Origin of the sequence: Cupriavidus sp. L7L (assembly GCF_004353535.1) — a bacterium.
GTDB lineage: Bacteria > Pseudomonadota > Gammaproteobacteria > Burkholderiales > Burkholderiaceae > Cupriavidus > Cupriavidus oxalaticus_A.
On the sequence record NZ_SMNY01000023.1, the window covers coordinates 86,005 to 102,545 of the forward strand.

Annotated in this window: 13 protein-coding genes and 6 tRNA genes; 12 read left to right on the forward strand and 7 right to left on the reverse strand. The window is 65.1% G+C overall.

Translation table 11 applies throughout. From position 1 onward, the window contains the following. Positions 1-2 precede the first annotated feature (2 nt). The 4 genes from E1J61_RS21970 to E1J61_RS21985 all read left to right on the forward strand — a co-directional run bounded on the left by E1J61_RS21970 (position 3) and on the right by E1J61_RS21985 (position 4,952). Positions 3-1,052: a microcin C ABC transporter permease YejB gene (locus E1J61_RS21970; protein ID WP_133096116.1), complete on the forward strand. Its 1,050-nt coding sequence runs from the start codon at positions 3-5 to the stop codon at positions 1,050-1,052. After that, complete coding sequence (locus tag E1J61_RS21975) at positions 1,049-2,185, forward strand: ABC transporter permease (RefSeq protein ID WP_133096117.1); 1,137 nt, start codon at positions 1,049-1,051, stop codon at positions 2,183-2,185. The genes E1J61_RS21970 and E1J61_RS21975 overlap by 4 nt, the downstream gene beginning before the upstream one ends. After that, entirely contained in the window at positions 2,182-3,849 is a 1,668-nt protein-coding gene (locus E1J61_RS21980; protein ID WP_133096118.1) for an ABC transporter ATP-binding protein, read from the forward strand. The genes E1J61_RS21975 and E1J61_RS21980 overlap by 4 nt, the downstream gene beginning before the upstream one ends. 422 nt (positions 3,850-4,271) lie before the next feature. Beyond that, positions 4,272-4,952: a C40 family peptidase gene (locus E1J61_RS21985; RefSeq protein WP_133096119.1), complete on the forward strand. Its 681-nt coding sequence runs from the start codon at positions 4,272-4,274 to the stop codon at positions 4,950-4,952. 80 nt (positions 4,953-5,032) lie between these two features. Here E1J61_RS21985 and E1J61_RS21990 read toward each other — a convergent pair whose 3' ends face one another. Beyond that, the gene (locus E1J61_RS21990) at positions 5,033-5,962 is read right to left on the reverse strand and encodes a patatin-like phospholipase family protein (protein WP_133096120.1); all 930 of its coding nucleotides are present in this window, start codon (positions 5,960-5,962) and stop codon (positions 5,033-5,035) included. 245 nt (positions 5,963-6,207) lie between these two features. Here E1J61_RS21990 and gltX point away from each other — a divergent pair, with 245 nt between their 5' ends. The 7 genes from gltX (at position 6,208) to E1J61_RS22025 (ending at position 8,839) form a co-directional block, all read left to right on the forward strand. Then, entirely contained in the window at positions 6,208-7,614 is a 1,407-nt protein-coding gene (gltX, locus tag E1J61_RS21995) for a glutamate--tRNA ligase (protein WP_133096121.1), read from the forward strand. 273 nt (positions 7,615-7,887) lie between these two features. Further along, positions 7,888-7,963: transfer RNA gene (locus tag E1J61_RS22000), tRNA-Ala, on the forward strand. 66 nt (positions 7,964-8,029) lie between these two features. Continuing rightward, a tRNA-Glu gene (locus E1J61_RS22005) sits at positions 8,030-8,105 on the forward strand. Positions 8,106-8,173: 68 nt separating this feature from the next. Next, positions 8,174-8,250: transfer RNA gene (locus tag E1J61_RS22010), tRNA-Asp, on the forward strand. A gap of 186 nt (positions 8,251-8,436) precedes the next feature. Further along, positions 8,437-8,512 (forward strand) — tRNA-Ala (locus tag E1J61_RS22015). Between the two features lie 106 nt (positions 8,513-8,618). After that, positions 8,619-8,694: transfer RNA gene (locus E1J61_RS22020), tRNA-Glu, on the forward strand. A gap of 68 nt (positions 8,695-8,762) precedes the next feature. Beyond that, positions 8,763-8,839: transfer RNA gene (locus E1J61_RS22025), tRNA-Asp, on the forward strand. Between the two features lie 106 nt (positions 8,840-8,945). Here E1J61_RS22025 and E1J61_RS22030 read toward each other — a convergent pair. The 6 genes from E1J61_RS22030 to trxA form a co-directional block, all read right to left on the reverse strand. Further along, positions 8,946-10,301 (reverse strand): MATE family efflux transporter, encoded by a 1,356-nt coding sequence (locus E1J61_RS22030; protein ID WP_133096122.1) that lies wholly within the window; start codon positions 10,299-10,301, stop codon positions 8,946-8,948. Between the two features lie 113 nt (positions 10,302-10,414). Continuing rightward, entirely contained in the window at positions 10,415-12,202 is a 1,788-nt protein-coding gene (locus E1J61_RS22035) for a glycosyltransferase family 39 protein (RefSeq protein WP_133096123.1), read from the reverse strand. 263 nt (positions 12,203-12,465) lie between these two features. After that, the gene (locus tag E1J61_RS22040; protein ID WP_133096124.1) at positions 12,466-12,726 is read right to left on the reverse strand and encodes a type B 50S ribosomal protein L31; all 261 of its coding nucleotides are present in this window, start codon (positions 12,724-12,726) and stop codon (positions 12,466-12,468) included. 204 nt (positions 12,727-12,930) lie between these two features. Beyond that, positions 12,931-13,782 carry a M90 family metallopeptidase gene (locus E1J61_RS22045; protein WP_133096125.1) on the reverse strand — a complete coding sequence of 284 codons (852 nt, stop codon included), beginning with the start codon at positions 13,780-13,782 and terminating at the stop codon, positions 12,931-12,933. A gap of 92 nt (positions 13,783-13,874) precedes the next feature. Next, complete coding sequence (gene rho / locus E1J61_RS22050) at positions 13,875-15,137, reverse strand: transcription termination factor Rho (RefSeq protein WP_042886485.1); 1,263 nt, start codon at positions 15,135-15,137, stop codon at positions 13,875-13,877. A 180-nt stretch (positions 15,138-15,317) separates the two neighbouring features. Continuing rightward, on the reverse strand, positions 15,318-15,644 hold the full coding sequence (gene trxA, locus E1J61_RS22055; protein ID WP_029046118.1) for a thioredoxin TrxA: 327 nt from the start codon (positions 15,642-15,644) through the stop codon (positions 15,318-15,320). 458 nt (positions 15,645-16,102) lie between these two features. Between trxA and E1J61_RS22060 the strand changes: the two genes are divergently transcribed. Then, positions 16,103-16,375: a hypothetical protein gene (locus E1J61_RS22060; RefSeq protein ID WP_116322035.1), complete on the forward strand. Its 273-nt coding sequence runs from the start codon at positions 16,103-16,105 to the stop codon at positions 16,373-16,375. The last annotated feature ends 166 nt before the right edge of the window (positions 16,376-16,541 follow it).

The following is a 16,541-nucleotide window of genomic DNA, read 5'->3' on the forward strand; positions in this document are numbered from 1 at the left end:
CGATGCTTGCCTACCTGCTCAAGCGCATCCTGCTGATGATCCCGACGCTGATCGGCGTCATCACGCTGACCTTTGTCGTCATCCAGTTCGTGCCGGGCGGCCCGGTCGAGCAGATGATGATGGAACTGAAAGGGCGGGGCGGCGCTGGCGAAGCCAGCGGCGGCGGCGCCGAATACCGCGGCCGCCGCGGCGTCGACCCGGAGAAGATCAAGGAGATCCAGGCCCTGTACGGCTTCGACAAGCCGCCGCTGGAGCGCTACTTCCTGATGCTCAAGCGCTTCGCCCAGTTCGACCTGGGCCAGAGCTATTTCCAGCACCGCAGCGTGTGGGAGCTGGTCAAGTCCAAGCTGCCGGTGTCGGTCAGCCTGGGTTTGTGGACGTTTTTCCTGACCTACCTGATATCGGTGCCGCTCGGCATCTCCAAGGCGATCCGGGCGGGCAGCCGCTTCGACGTGGTCACCAGCATCGTCGTGCTGGTCGGCTATGCGATCCCCGGCTTCGTGCTGGGCGTGCTGCTGCTGGTGCTGTTCGGCGGCGGCACCTTCGTGCAGTGGTTCCCGCTGCGCGGGCTGACCTCCGACAACTGGGAACAGCTGTCGCTGATGGGCAAGGTGATGGACTACCTGTGGCACCTGGTGCTGCCGATCACCGCCTCGGTGGTGGGCAGCTTCGCGGTGGTGACCATGCTGACCAAGAACGCCTTCCTGGAGGAAATCCGCAAGCAGTACGTGCTGACCGCGCGCGCCAAGGGGCTGGGCGAGCGCCGCGTGCTGTGGAAGCATGTGTTCCGCAATGCGCTGATCCCGCTGGTGACCGGCTTCCCGGCGGCCTTTATCGGCGCCTTCTTCACCGGTTCGCTGCTGATCGAGACGCTGTTCTCGCTCGACGGGCTGGGCCTGCTGTCGTATGAGGCCGTGCTGCGTCGCGACTACCCGGTGGTGCTCGGCACGCTCTACCTGTTCACGCTGATCGGGCTGGTCACGCGCCTGATTTCCGACGTCTGCTACGTGCTGGTCGATCCCCGCATCCATTTCGAGGGCCTGCACCGATGAAACCGTTCTCGCACGCGGTGCCCAACGGCCTGCCGCATTCGCCCTCGCCGCGCCAGCGCGCCTGGCAGCGCTTCCGCCGCAACCGCCGCGGCTACTGGAGCCTGGTGATCTTCGTCGCCATCTTCGTGCTGAGCCTGGGCGCGGAGATGTTGTCCAGCAACCGCCCGCTGGTGGTGCGCTACAACGGCGACTACTACTTCCCGATCGTCAAGACCTACCCGGAGACGACCTTCGGCGGCGACTTCCCGACGCAGGCCGACTATCTCGATCCGTTTATCCGCGACCGCATCACCAGCGACGGCAATTTCGCGGTCTTCCCGCTGAACCGGTATTCGTACGACTCGCTGAACTACTTCGCCAAGGAGCCCAACCCGGCGCCGCCGTCGGCGGAGAACTGGCTCGGCACCGACGACCGCGGTCGCGACATCCTGGCGCGGCTGCTGTACGGCTTCCGCGTGTCGGTGCTGTTCAGCCTGGCGCTGACCGTGATCGGCGTGGTGATCGGCACGCTGACCGGGGCGCTGATGGGCTTCTTCGGCGGCCGCTTCGACCTGTTCTCGCAGCGTGCCATCGAGATCTGGAGCTCGATGCCCGAGCTGTACCTGCTGATCATCTTCGCCTCGATCTTCGAGCCCAGCCTGGCGCTGCTGATCATCCTGCTGTCGCTGTTCGGCTGGATGGGGCTGTCCGACTACGTGCGCGCCGAGTTCTACCGCAACCGCTCGCTCGACTACGTCAAGGCGGCGCGCGCGCTGGGCTTGTCCAACGTGCAGATCATGTGGCGCCATATCCTGCCCAACAGCCTGACCCCGGTGATCACGTTCCTGCCGTTCCGCATGAGCGCGGCGATCCTGGCGCTGACCAGCCTGGATTTCCTTGGCCTTGGCGTGCCGCCGACCACGCCCAGCCTGGGCGAGCTGCTGGCGCAGGGCAAGGGCAACCTCGATGCCTGGTGGATTTCGCTGTCGACCTTCACCGTGCTGGTGGTGACGCTGATGCTGCTGACCTTCATGGGCGACGCGCTGCGCGATGCCTTCGACACCCGCCTGGGCCTGGCCGCGCTGCGTGGCCGGGTCGAACCCAAGGTCCCGGCCGGCGCGCCGGCGGCGCCGGCGCCGGGAGTCACGCCATGAGCGCCGTGTCGCCGCTGCTGCAGGCCGCCACCGGCCTCGCCCCCGCCGGGATCCCCGCGCCTGGCTCCACGCTGATGTGCGTGGACAAGCTGTCCGTCACCTTCGGTCACGGCGAACATGCCACCCGCGCGGTGCGCGAGGTCAGCTTTGACCTGCGCGCCGGCGAGCGCTACGCGCTGGTCGGCGAATCGGGCTCGGGCAAGACCGTGACCGCGCTGGCCATGCTGCGCCTGGTTGAAGATGCCTACTACGACGGCGCGATCCGCTTCGAAGGCAAGAACCTGCTCGACGTCTCCGACCGCGAGATGCGGGCAATCCGCGGCGCCGAGATCGCGATGATCTTCCAGGAACCGATGACGGCGCTGAACCCGCTGTACACCATCGGCAACCAGATCGTCGAAACGCTGGCGCTGCATGAAGGCCTGGACCGCCGCGCCGCGCGCGAGCGTGCCATCGCGCTGCTGGAGCGCACCGGCATCACCGACGCCGCCCACCGTTTCGACAGCTTCCCGCACCAGCTGTCCGGCGGCCAGCGCCAGCGCGCCATGATCGCCATGGCGCTGGCGTGCCGGCCCAAGCTGCTGCTGGCCGACGAGCCCACCACGGCGCTGGACGTGACCATCCGCGCGCAGATCATGGACCTGCTGCGCGACCTGCAGGCCGAATTCGGCATGGCAGTGATGCTGATCACCCACGACCTGAACCTGGTGCGTTCATTTGCCCAGCGCGTGGGCGTGATGGAGAAGGGCGTGCTGGTCGAGACCGGCGAGACCGCCCAGGTGTTTGCCGCGCCCCAGCACCCGTACACGCGCAAGCTGATCGACAGCCGCCCGAAGCGCGAGGTGCTGCCGCTGGTGCCGCTGGCGCCGGTGCTGCTGGAGGCGCGCAACCTCAGCGTCAACTACGCGCGCAAGCGCCGTGGCGTGGCCGGCTGGTTCGGCAAGGACCAGTTCGCGGCGGTCAAGGATGTCGATTTCCAGTTGCGCGAAGGCGAGACCATCGGCATCGTCGGCGAATCCGGCTCGGGCAAGACCACACTGGCGCATACCGTGCTGGCGCTGCAGCGCAAGGGCGCCGGCACCATCCATTTCCTTGGCCGCAGCTTTGACGACGCCACGCGCAAGGACCGCTGCCAGCTGCGCTCGCGCATGCAGGTGGTGTTCCAGGATCCGTTCGGCTCGCTGTCGCCGCGCATGACCATCGAGCAGATCGTCGGCGAAGGGCTGGCGCTGCACCAGCCCGGCCTGTCGCGCGAGGCCACGCGCGAGCGCGTGATCGACGCCCTGCGCGAAGTCGGGCTCGACCGCACCGCGCTGGGGCGCTATCCGCACGAGTTCTCCGGCGGCCAGCGCCAGCGCATCGCGATCGCGCGGGTGCTGATCCTCAAGCCCCAGGTGCTGGTGCTGGACGAGCCGACCTCGGCGCTGGACGTCTCGATCCAGCAGCAGGTGCTGGCGCTGCTGTCCCAGCTGCAGCACAAGTACAACCTGAGCTATCTCTTTATCAGCCACGACCTGGCGGTGATCCGGGCCATGGCGCACCGCGTCATCGTGATGAAGGCGGGGGAGGTGGTAGAGACCGGGGAAACCGAGGCCGTGCTCGGTGCGCCGCAGCATCCCTATACCCGCAAGCTGATGGCCGCGGCGCAGGTTGGTGCTGCCTGACCGCAGTGCCTCGCAGCCTCGCTTTTTGCGCCGCCGGACTGGCGGCGTTTTGATATGCGCAATCCGATAAACAAGATGCAAAATTCGGCCTATATCGTTGATTCGCAAGTCAAATCCGGCGAATTTGTAACGAACTTTGACATGTGAATGACAACCCTTTACCATCCGGCGAGTACTACTTTCGGGGGTGGTGTGTCCGACGCATTGAATCGTGCAGTGCACGTTGACGGTGCGATTGTCGGCGCGGTTTATCGGCGCGGTTTCGGCGCGGCCGTGACGCAATAGCGTCATCTCTGCCTGGCGCGGATGTTGCGTTACGTCCTCCCCGTAGTACCGGCGTGGTGCACACGCTGTACACAGATACCCAGCAGCCCCGGACCTTGTGCCGGGGCTTGCTTTGGAAACGATCAACGGGAGAACCAATGCAGCGATCGGTGCTTCATTCCCTGGCGCGCGCCGCCGTCGGAATTGCCATTGCCTGCGGTGCGACTGTGTCGAATGGAGTGCTGGCGGACACGGTGTTCAAGGACGCCGACGCCCGTATCGATGCCCCGGCCCCGGCCGCGGACTCGCATGCGGAAGGCAAGCGTGGCTTGCTGTCGTCGATGGTGAATTCCACCAGCAACGTTGCCAGCAAGGCTGGCGACCTGGTCATGAACGCGCTGGGCCTGATCGGCGTGCGTTACCGCTTCGGCGGCAACAGCCCCGAATCCGGCCTCGACTGCAGCGGCTTTGTCCGCTACGTGTTCCATGACACCTTCGGCTTCATGCTGCCGCGCCGCTCTGTCGAAATCAGCCGTGTCGGCACCAACGTGGCGACCAGCGACCTGCGTCCGGGCGACCTGGTGTTCTTCAACACCATGCGCCAGACCTTCTCGCACGTCGGCATCTATATCGGCGACAACAAGTTCGTGCATGCCCCCTCGACGGGCAGCAAGATCCGTGTCGACGACATGCGCGCCGCGTACTGGGTGACGCGCTACAACGGCGCGCGCCGTATCGAGGACGATGGCAACAGCCGCAGCGAAAGCCTCGGCGACATGGTCGAGACGCTCAAGCGCTACGATCCCAAGGCCGTACGGGCCACCATGTACGGCGGCTGAGCTTCAACGCAACGCCACAAAGGAAAGGGACTGCCGCGGCAGTCCTTTTTGTTTTCCGCGTCGGGCGCCGCTATGCGTCGCTATTGCGCCGCCACCGTGCCGGCCGGCTGTAGCCGCGCCTGCTCCAGCTTGTGCCGCAGCGTGGCCATCACCGCGGCGGTCGCCTGTTCGCCCGCCAGCACCGCGCGGTTGCGGGCGTTGAAGTCGCTGCCGCTCATGTCGGGCAGTTCGGGGAGGATCACCACGTCGGCGCGCGACAGCGCCATCTTGTTGATCGACTGGCCCATGATCGCGGTGGTCTGCAGCAGTACGCCGCTCTGGCCGGCGTTCTTCTGTGCCGACGGGTCGGCGGAGATATTCACCGCGATGACGAAGTCGGCGCCCATGGCGCGCGCCGAGTCGACCGGCACCGGCTCGACCAGGCCGCCGTCGACGTAGTCATGTCCCTGGATCGACACCGGCTGGAATACGCCCGGCACGCTGCTCGACGCACGCACGGCCTGTCCGGTATTGCCGCGGCGGAACAGGATCTTTTCGCCGGTCTTCAGGTCGGTGGCGACGATGCCCAGCGGCAGCTTCATTGCCTCGATCGGCCGGTTCAGCACCTGTCGGTTGACGTAGTTCTGCAGCGCCTCGCCCTTGAGCCAGCCGCCGAAGCGGGTGCCGAAGGGCAGGGCCCAGTCGGCGATCGACGCCTCGTCCATGGTCAGCGCCAGCTTGTTCAGCCTGAAGCCGTCCAGGCCGCTCGCGTACAGCGCGGCCACGACCGCGCCGGCGCTGGTGCCGGTTACCAGGTCGGCATGGATCCCCTGCGCCTCGAGCGCCTTGATCACTCCGATATGGGCAAAGCCGCGCGCGGCGCCGCCGCCAAGCGCCAGGCCGATCTTGACCGGGCGCGGAGTGGGTGGGACGGCGGGCGTGGTCGCTACCGGCGGCGCAGTGCGCGGGCCGAAGGCGCAGCCCGCCAGCAGGGCGGCCGCGGAGAGGCCGAGGAAATGACGTCGTTGCATGAAGCGGGATCAGTAAATCGGGGGTGGCCGGGACTGCTGTGGCATGTGATGTCAACGCTGCTTTATGTGTCTTGCGCCGGCATGCCTGTCGACCGGCACGATCTCAGACCGGCGCAAGCATAAATGATTCCGCGCACGCCCGGCGCCATGCGGAGGGCGGCAGGAACGTGCTTGTATAATGCAAAGCCTGCACACACCAGCCCGCGCGCCGCTGCGCGCGGGCTTTCTTGTTTCTGCCCCTGACCATGACCCAACGCGTCCGCACCCGCTTTGCGCCGAGCCCGACCGGCTTTATCCACCTCGGCAATATCCGCTCCGCGCTCTATCCCTGGGCCTTCGCCCGCCGCATGAAGGGCGATTTCATCCTGCGCATCGAAGATACCGACGTCGAGCGTTCGTCGCAGGAAGCGGTCGACGTGATCCTGGAAAGCATGGCCTGGCTGGACATGGACATCGACGAAGGCCCGTTCTACCAGATGCAGCGCATGGACCGCTATCGGGAGGTCGTGGCGCAGATGGTCGACGCCGGCCTGGCCTACCGCTGCTACATGAGCACCGCGGAGCTCGACGCACTGCGCGAAGCGCAGCGCGAGCGCGGCGAGAAGCCGCGCTACAACGGCTTCTGGCGTCCGGAAGAGGGCAAGGTCCTGCCCGAGCCGCCGGCCGGCGTGGATCCGGTGATCCGCTTCAGGAACCCGATCGGCGGCAGCGTGGTGTGGGACGACGCGGTCAAGGGCCGCATAGAGATCTCCAACGACGAGCTCGATGACCTGGTGATCGCGCGCCCGGACGGCACGCCCACGTACAACTTCTGCGTGGTGGTGGACGACCTCGACATGAAGATCACGCACGTGATCCGCGGCGACGACCACGTCAACAATACCCCGCGCCAGATCAACATCATCCGAGCGCTCGGCGGCACCGCGCCGGTCTACGCGCACCTGCCGACCGTGCTGAACGAGCAGGGCGAGAAGATGAGCAAGCGCCACGGCGCCATGGCCGTGACCGGCTACCGCGACGAAGGCTATCTGCCCGAAGCCGTGCTGAACTACCTGGCCCGCCTGGGCTGGGCCCACGGCGACGCCGAGATCTTCTCGCGCGAGCAGTTCATCGAATGGTTCGACCTGGAGCACCTGGGCAAATCGCCGGCGCAGTACAACCCGGAAAAACTGGCCTGGCTGAACAACCACTACATCAAGGTCGGCGACAACCAGCGCCTGGCAGGGCTCACGCAGCCGTTCATTGAAGCGCTCGGCGGCAAGGTGGAAGGCGCCGACCTGGTCGGCGTGGTGGCCCTGGTGAAGGACCGCGCCAACACGCTGAAGGAAGTCGCACAGGCCGCGCTGCTGTTCTATCGCGGCGAGCCGCAGGCGGATGCCGCGCTCAAGGCCGAGCACCTGACGCCGGAGATCCAGCCCGCGCTGGCCGCGCTGTCCAGCCAGCTGGGCGCGCTGCCTGAGTGGAAGCGCGAGGCCATCAGCGCGACCTTCAAGGTAGTGCTGGCCGAGTTCGGCCTGAAGATGCCCAAGCTGGCCATGCCGGTGCGCCTGCTGGTGGCGGGCCAGCTGCAAACGCCGAGCATTGACGCGGTGCTCGAACTGTTCGGCCGCGACACGGTGCTGCGCCGTCTGGGCGCCGGTATCGCCGCGTAAAAAATCTCGCAAAAATCCGCGCCTGGGGCTTGCGCTCCGGGCCGGAGTTGCGCATAATCTCGTTCTCCCTGCAGCGCGGTCCCTGACCAAGCGGGCTGACGGATCCGCAAGGATCTACGCGGTCTCCACGCTTTTTAGAAAGCAAGGAGAAAAGCGAAAAAGTTAAATAGGGAGCTTGCAAAGATTACTAGTTGATATATAATCTTGGCTTCGCTTGAAACGGTAGTTAAATCCAGCGAAAATAACGCAAGTTGCAGTAAATGGCAGTACCATGGGGCTATAGCTCAGCTGGGAGAGCGCTTGCATGGCATGCAAGAGGTCAGCGGTTCGATCCCGCTTAGCTCCACCAAGATTTAGGTGGCATCCAGTCAGTATCGGGTGGCGCCAGACGGAACGTGTTGAAAGACAAGTTTCTGTCCCCTTCGTCTAGAGGCCTAGGACATCACCCTTTCACGGTGAGTACAGGGGTTCGAATCCCCTAGGGGACGCCAAAATAGCAGGGCGTAATCAAACGCCCAGCGCGTCGCCAAGAGCTTTGCTCGAGGTGGCAGCCGACTAAGGAGTGGTAGTTCAGTCGGTTAGAATACCGGCCTGTCACGCCGGGGGTCGCGGGTTCGAGTCCCGTCCACTCCGCCAAAACTAAACCCGCATGGTTAATGCCATGCGGGTTTTTCTTTTAGTGTGAGGGATTATGTTGATAATCGCCGCGGCAACAGTAAAAAATGTTGCAATCATTGCGGAAATCGATATATAATCCTGACTTCGCTGCAAACACAGCAGTTTGTGAAAGCCGCGAAAGCAGTATCAGGCAGTTACCCGTATGGGGCTATAGCTCAGCTGGGAGAGCGCTTGCATGGCATGCAAGAGGTCAGCGGTTCGATCCCGCTTAGCTCCACCAAGGATTCGGGAGGCGTCAAAAAAGATGCTTCCCAGGCGCGAAAAAGTCTGTTAGAATGGCGGACTTTCCAGCGCAAGACAGAAAACGCGTTGTAAAACAAGTTTCTGTCCCCTTCGTCTAGAGGCCTAGGACATCACCCTTTCACGGTGAGTACAGGGGTTCGAATCCCCTAGGGGACGCCAAAATAGCAGGGCGTAATCAAACGCCCAGCGCGTCGCCAAGAGCTTTGCTCGAGGTGGCAGCCGACTAAGGAGTGGTAGTTCAGTCGGTTAGAATACCGGCCTGTCACGCCGGGGGTCGCGGGTTCGAGTCCCGTCCACTCCGCCAAATTAAACGCCCGCGCAAGCGGGCGTTTTTCTTTTCAGCTCCAGGATTTTCACCCACATCGGTAGAGTGGCGCGCCTGCGGCAAGCGCAGGCGCTTAGCGCCGGGCTCAGTGCTTCACGTCGGCGCTGCTTACCCGCGCGAAATACCGCACCAGCAATCCGCCGGCAATGGCGAGGCTTATGCTGTTGGCCAGCCAGAACCCGCTGGCCCCGTGCGTGAACGCCGGCAGGCCTTCAATCAGTCCGAACCCGAGCACATAGCCGCCACCCAGCCCGATGCCCCACAGCGATCCCGCATAGATCAGCGTCGGAATCACCGCGATCTTGTAGGCGCGCAGGATAAACGCCGTCAGCACCTGCACGGCATCGAACGCCTGGTAGAAGGCCACGAACAGCACCAGCGGCAGCGCGGCCGCCACCACGGCGGGGTCGCTCGCATAGGCGTGCAGGATCGGTTCGCGCAGCAGCCACAGCAGCGCGCCGGTCAGCATGGCCAGTGCCACGGCTGCGCGGATGCCGCGCCAGGCAATGCGGCTTGCGCCGGCGAGATCGCGTGCGCCGATATGCTGAGCGACCAGTGTCGAGGTGGCGATGCCCAGCGACAGCGGCAGCATGTAGGCAACGGCGCCCAGGTTGGCGATGATCTGGTGCCCCGCCAGCGTGACCGTGCCCAGCCGCGTGATAAAGATCGACATCAGCGTGAACGAGGTGATCTCGATCAGGTAGGTCAGCCCCATCGGCACGCCCAGGCGCAGCAGCGCGCGCAACGGCGCGGTTGCCGGCCAGCTCCATGTCGCAAAGATCCGCAGCGGCTGGTAGGCGGCGCCATAGCGCAGGATCAGCAGCGCGGCGATGCACCATGCCCAGCTGATCAGCGTCGAGGCCAGCCCGCAGCCGGGCCCGCCCATGGCGGTCACGCCCAGGCCGCCGTGGATAAACCAGGCATTGAGCGGAATCTTCAGCGCCAGGCCGCCGACCTGCAGCACCGTGACCATGATCGGGCGCGACATCGCATTGTTGAGCGCCGAATAGATGCGGAAGCCGAGCGCCGCGGGCAGCCCGAACGCGGCGAAATGCAGGTAGGCGGTGGCCTTGTCGACCAGTTCGGGCGGCGCCTTGGCAAAGGCCAGCAGCGGCGCCGGGAAGGCCAGCAGCAGCACGCCGGGGAGCACCAGCGCGGCGCCGAGCCACGCGGCCTGCCGCACCTCCGCACCAATCGCCTCAAGGCGGCCGGCGCCATAGAGCTGGCCGGCGACGGGCGCCAGCGCCTGCAGCACGCCCATCAGGCTGATATAGACGGTAACGTAGATCGAACCGCCCAGGCCGACGGCGGCGAGGTCGGTGGCGGAGGCGCGGCCGGCCATCACGGTGTCGATGACACCAAAGGCGATCACTGCCAGCTGCCCGGCCAGTACCGGGGCCGCCAGGCTGAAGATGCGGCGAAGGTCTTGGAGCAGGGTCATTCAGGCCTCAGGGGCAATGTCAGGGGCGTTGACGGGCACGATGCCCGCAGCCGCCTGCGGCCGGAATGGATCGATGGCGCTGCGGTGCGCTGCGGAGGCTCGTGCCGGTGGGGTCAGGGCTGCCGCGGCAGGCGGCGGCGCGGCAGGTCGGGGCGCGGGTGCACCGCGCGCGCGGTATCGACCAGCCGGTACATGCGGAAGCGCTCGTCGCGGTCCGCGGGGCGGCGGCCTTCCCAGATCAGCCGCCATTCGAAATGCGAGATATTGCCGGGCTCGCCATAGTCCACCGCATCGTGGCGCAGCAGCACGTCGCAACCGTCGCTTGGGCCGCCAAAGCGGATATGTCCGAAGTAGGCGAACGACGCGAGCTGCGCGTCGCCCATGCGGATCGGCTGCACGCACCGGTATGCGGGCGGCAGCGCCATCGCGGCGGCCTGGGCCACGTCACGATAGGTCTTGCCGTAGTTGATCGACGGCAGCCACAGCGTCATCGCCATCACCCACATCAGCGTGGTGCCGGCGGCCGAGATCACCACCGGGCGCCAGATCTGCTTGGGCGCGCGCGACAGGCGCCAGCGCACGATCAGCACCCAGGCAATGGTGGCCGCCAGCGCGATCAGCACCGCGGTGATCGTGAACTCATGCTGGTAGCCGGGCAGCTGGCGGAACACATTGCGCGCTACGCGCGGCGGCCAGCCGGTGGTCTTTGCGATCCACATGAACCAGACCGTGCCGCCGAAGATGGTGAAGAACAGCAGCGCGAACCAGTCGATCGCGTTGATCACGCCGCGCGCCAGCGTGGGCAGTGCGAAGGCTGCCAGCACCGCCATCGGCGGCAGCAGCAGGATGAACTGCACGTCGCCGCCGCTGCGTTGCAGAAACAGCAGCACCACGACAGGCAGCAGCACCGCCAGCGGCATGGCCACGTGGGCGGCGCGGCGCATTCCAGCCCAGGCAACCCATGCCCATGCCGCGATCGGCCAGACCGGCCACGTGTACAGGAACAGGTTGCGCATGTTGAAGCCGAACGTCTGCATGTTCGGCGAACCATAGTTGCGCCGGTCGTAGCGTGCCCATTCGCGGATAAAGGTGACAGCCTCGGTGCGGTCCGTCGCGCCGAAATAAGTCGAAGCCAGCCAGGCCGCGACGATCAGCAACGCCAGCGGAATGCCGATGGCGGCGAGCCGCTGCCACGGCAAGGGCTTGCACACCAGCGCGCAGACGACGGTGCCGAACAGCAGCGCCAGCGGCAGGATGGGGCCGCTGGCCAGCGCCAGGCCGCCAAGCGCGGCGCCATAGACCAGGCTGCCCATCAGCGGCTTGTCGAGGCTGCGCACCAGCGCGTACAGCGCCAGCGCGATAAAGGCCACCTGGCCGACCTGCGGCGTGGTCTCGTGCCCGCGCATGGCCAGGCCGACGCAGGCCAGGAAGATCAGCAGTGCGCCATCGGCCAGCGTGCGGCCATAGTCGCGCGCATTGGGCTGGCCGCCGAACGCATAGGCGAACGGCTGGACCTCGTCGCGCCGGCCCAGCAGGTAAGTGCTGTACCAGATGCAGGCGCAGGTCGAGAAGAAGAACAGGGCGGTGGCAAGGCGCGCGGCGTCGGTGGGTCCCAGCCAGCCGCCGAAGCCGCGGATCATCAGCGCGCCGATCCAGAACACCAGCGGGCCGTCCTCCGTAAACGGCCGGCCGACGATATTCGGCATCAGCCAGTCATGCAGGCCGCCGGTGGCCAATTGCCACATCACGCCGAAGCCGGCGGCGTCCTCGTTCTTCCACGGATCGCGGCCGAACAGGCCGACCAGGCCGTAGATGATGCAGATCGCCAGCAGCAGGGCGCGCGGCAGGGCGCCGGTCGCGGCAGCGGTCAACTGGACGGGTGAGGTATTGGCTTGACGCATCGATGCTCAGGTCGGGCCGTGGCGCAATGGCGCGAAGGCCACAGTATCGCGCATGCGGCGGCCGCGAGGGCCGTGACATGCCGTAGAAGCCTCACGCGGGTGAGGGATTCCGGTGGATACAACAGTGCCGGCGCCGCTCGGCCGGTGGCACGCCAACGGCGGGCACAAAAGAAAAGAGGCAGCCGATGCTGCCTCTTTGCTGGTTCGCGCCGGCCTGGAGCATCTGTCCGCAGGCCGCGCGAAGCGGGGTTCGCCGAAAGCGATTACTTCGCGACCTTGCCCAGCTTGCTGCCGAACTTCTGGCGGAACTTCTCGACGCGGCCGGCCGTGTCCATGATCTTCTGGGTGCCGGTGTAGAACGGGTGCGATTCCGACGAGACTTCGATCTTGGCCAGCGGGTATTCCTTGCCGTCCTTCACGATCGTGTCCTTGGTCTGGATGGTCGAGCGGGTGATGAAGCTGAAGTCGCTGGACATGTCCTGGAACACGACTTCGCGGTAATTCGGGTGAATGCCTTCTTTCATGATGAGTCCTTTCTGGTTGGGTAGCCAGTCCGTTGCGATCCGCGCTTTACTGCTGAATTCACCGCTGAAAACACGACGCGTCGACGAACGAACCACTTGCCGGTAACGGGCAAACCGGGATTATGGCAGAAAAACAATAACTTGGGGAAGGGGAACCGGTATATCGCGCGCCGTCTGCCTGCAAGGCTTGATATGCCTTTTTACTCACATCGCAGCGGGGTGCTGGCGGTAAAAAGAGGCGAGCGACTGGTAGACAACCGGCCAATGGCGAGCCAGCCCGCCCGGCTCAACAAAAAATGCCTCGGAGGTCACTGCAAAGAATTCGCTGGGCGCCTCGCCACCGTACGGGTCGATGACGCGCAGCGCCGGCGGCAGCCGTTCGGGATGCTCCCAATCCGATTCCTTGCGTGCCTCCCATGCCTCGGCAAAGCGGTCGTATTCGGTGAGGAAAGTGTCCGCCCACGCTTCCGCATCGATATCCGGATGCAGCACGCGCGAGAAGGGCGGCACGCCGTCCGGCTCGCCGTCGAGCATGTCCAGCTTGTGGGCAAATTCATGGATGACCACGTTGTAGGTGTCTGCCGGCAGCTCGTGTTCGCTGTCGATGCCGGCGCCCGGCGTATGCACGTCCGGCCAGGACAGGATCACGGGGCCATGCTCCCAGGCTTCGCCGCTGGCCTCCTCCACCACGCCGTGCACCAGGCCGATCTCGTCCTGCACGGTCCGGCGGATGATGAATTCACCGGGATACAGCACGATGCCATGCCAGCCGCGGTACCACGCCAGCCCCAGCTTCAGTATCGGCACGCACGCTTGCACGGCGACGCTGACGACCATGTCGTCGTCCAGCGGCAGCTCGTGCGCGGTGGAGTATTCCTTCTCCGCAATGAATAGCGTGGCCAGCTCGCGCAGCGCGGCCAGATCTTCGCTTCCATAGCGTTGCACGAACGGCAGCGTGGCGACGGTGCGTTCCCACAGGTCGTCGGGGATCGCGTAGTGCTCCAGCTTGCGGGCCCTGGAGCGGGTGCGCAGGAATGCAGTCAGTTTGCCGAGCATAGGAAACCCATCGGGCAACAAAAAAGGCGTGCCGTGGCACGCCTTCTTGTTCATCTTGCGGCGCGTCCGTAAGCGGTACGCCGCACCGAGGCTTAGCCGCCTCTGCGCATCATATCGAAAAACTCCGCGTTGTTCTTCGTGGCCTTCATCTTGTCCATGATGAATTCCATGGCCTGCACTTCGTCCATGTCGGAGATGAACTTGCGCAGCACCCAGATCTTCTGCAGGATTTCCGGCTTGATCAGCAGTTCTTCGCGGCGCGTGCCGGACTTGTTCAGGTTGATCGACGGGTAGACCCGCTTTTCGGCCAGGCGGCGTTCCAGGTGCACTTCCATGTTGCCGGTGCCCTTGAACTCTTCATAGATCACGTCGTCCATGCGGCTGCCGGTTTCGATCAGCGCGGTGGCGATGATGGTCAGCGAACCGCCTTCTTCCAGGTTGCGCGCGGCGCCGAAGAAGCGCTTCGGACGCTGCAGCGCGTTGGCGTCGACACCGCCGGTCAGCACCTTGCCCGAGGCCGGCACCACCGTGTTGTAGGCACGCGCCAGGCGGGTGATCGAGTCCAGCAGGATCACCACGTCGCGCTTCAGCTCGACCAGGCGCTTGGCCTTCTCGATCACCATTTCGGCGACCTGCACGTGGCGGATGGCCGGTTCGTCGAAGGTGGACGCGACCACTTCGCCGCGCACCGAACGCTGCATCTCGGTCACTTCTTCCGGACGCTCATCGATCAGCAGTACGAACAGGTCGGCTTCCGGATGATTGTTGGCGATCGCGTGTGCAATGTGCTGCAGCATCACGGTCTTGCCGGACTTGGGCGAGGCCACCAGCAGCGCGCGCTGGCCGCGGCCGATCGGCGCGATCATGTCGATGATGCGGCCGGTGATGTTCTCTTCCGCCTTGATGTCGCGTTCGAGCGTGAGCGGCCGATTCGGATGCAGCGGCGTCAGGTTCTCGAACATGATGCGGTTCTTGACCGCTTCGGGAGGCTGCCCGTTGACCTTGTCCACCTTCACCAGCGCAAAGTAGCGCTCGCCGTCCTTGGGCGTGCGCACTTCACCTTCGATCGAGTCGCCGGTATGCAGGTTGAAGCGGCGGATCTGCGACGGGCTGATGTAGATATCGTCCGTGCTGGCCAGGTACGAAGTCTCCGGCGAGCGCAGGAAGCCGAAGCCGTCCGGCAGAACTTCCAGCGTGCCGTCTCCGAAGATGGTTTCGCCCATCTTGGCGCGCTTCTTCAGGATCGCAAACATCAGTTCCTGTTTGCGCATCCGCTGTGCGTTGTCGATCTCGAGCGTTGCCGCCATTTCGAGAAGCGCAGACACGTGAAGCGATTTGAGTTCTGTCAGGTGCATAGACGAGGGGTACAGATTTGCCCGGACGGGCGAGACTGAAAGAGAAGGGGGAAAAATGAGCGAACGCTCGGGGAGTTGTTGGTGGCATCTTAGCACAATCCGACCGGTGCGCCAGGGTGTGGCGCACGCACGTCGGATCGTGACAAAACCGGAGCGGCTGGTCTGGCTCCGGTGCGCAGCTTACAGGTTGCCGTCGAGGAAGGCAGTCAGTTGCGACTTGGACAGCGCGCCGACCTTCTGGGCCGCGACCGCGCCGTTCTTGAACAGGATCAGCGTCGGGATGCCGCGGATGCCGAACTTGGCCGGGACCTGCTGGTTTTCATCGACATTGATCTTGGCGACCTGCAGCTTGTCGCCATAGTCCTTGGCGACTTCGTCCAGGATCGGGGCGATCATCTTGCAGGGGCCGCACCATTCGGCCCAGAAATCGAGCAGGACGGGCTTGTCGGACTGGAGGACGTCGGCGTCGAAGGAGGCGTCGCTCACATACTTGATTTGTTCGCTCATGGCGGAAAACCTCTGGTTTCGCTCTGTTTATGTTGAAGGCCGGGAAACTGGGTAGGGCAGAACCGTAACCTTACACGAGATTGCGCGGACCCGCCGGGGACGCCTTTGCCGCCTGCCGGCTGGCTCTGGCGGCCGTAGCCGCGCCCGTTGCTGCCGATATGTTACCAGTTTGCCGATTTTCAAGACCGGCACCGGTGTGGGGCTGAAAACCCGCCGGCAACGGTAATGATTCTGCTGCAATCGGGTGATTAGTAGAAATGCTTATTTTCAATGGCGCCAAGAGATTCAGCCAATCGGTGTGGGTGCCATGGCGTGCACATGGGGGCGCGGCGCAGTGCCGGATCCGCGTTGCGTGCGCGTAGAATAGAAAGCGGGCCGCGCGCCGGCCGGCCGATCCTCACGAACCCTGCTCTCCCCAGAAGGCCATCGACAAGGCGGCCATCGACAAGGTCATCGATATGAACACCGATCCCCGCAAGCCTACCCAGCCCGAGTCCGGCCAGGCGCCGGACGTGGACCACCTGAGCGATGCGCTGGACCATATCAGCAGCGCGGTCGAGACCAACAGCATTGCCAGCGGCGCCGCCAAGGGCCTGGTCTACAGCATCATCGAGACGCTGGGTACCCTGGTGGGCGACCCGGACCTGCCCGAGCATGCGCGCTCCGGCTACGAGGGCCTGCTCGAGACCGCGCGCGAGATCCGCGCCAGGCTGGAGGGCGGCACGCACTGAGCGGCCCGCCCGCGCGCAAGCGGCTCCGCCCACCGGGGCCCTTCCATGAATCGCCGCCGGCCGTGCTGGCCGGCGGCGTGCGGTATTCTCTTTGCCCCCTGACGCCCTGACGCCTGACTTCTTCCCCGACCGATGCAGTTACCGCAGCCACGCCGCGCTGCGGCTC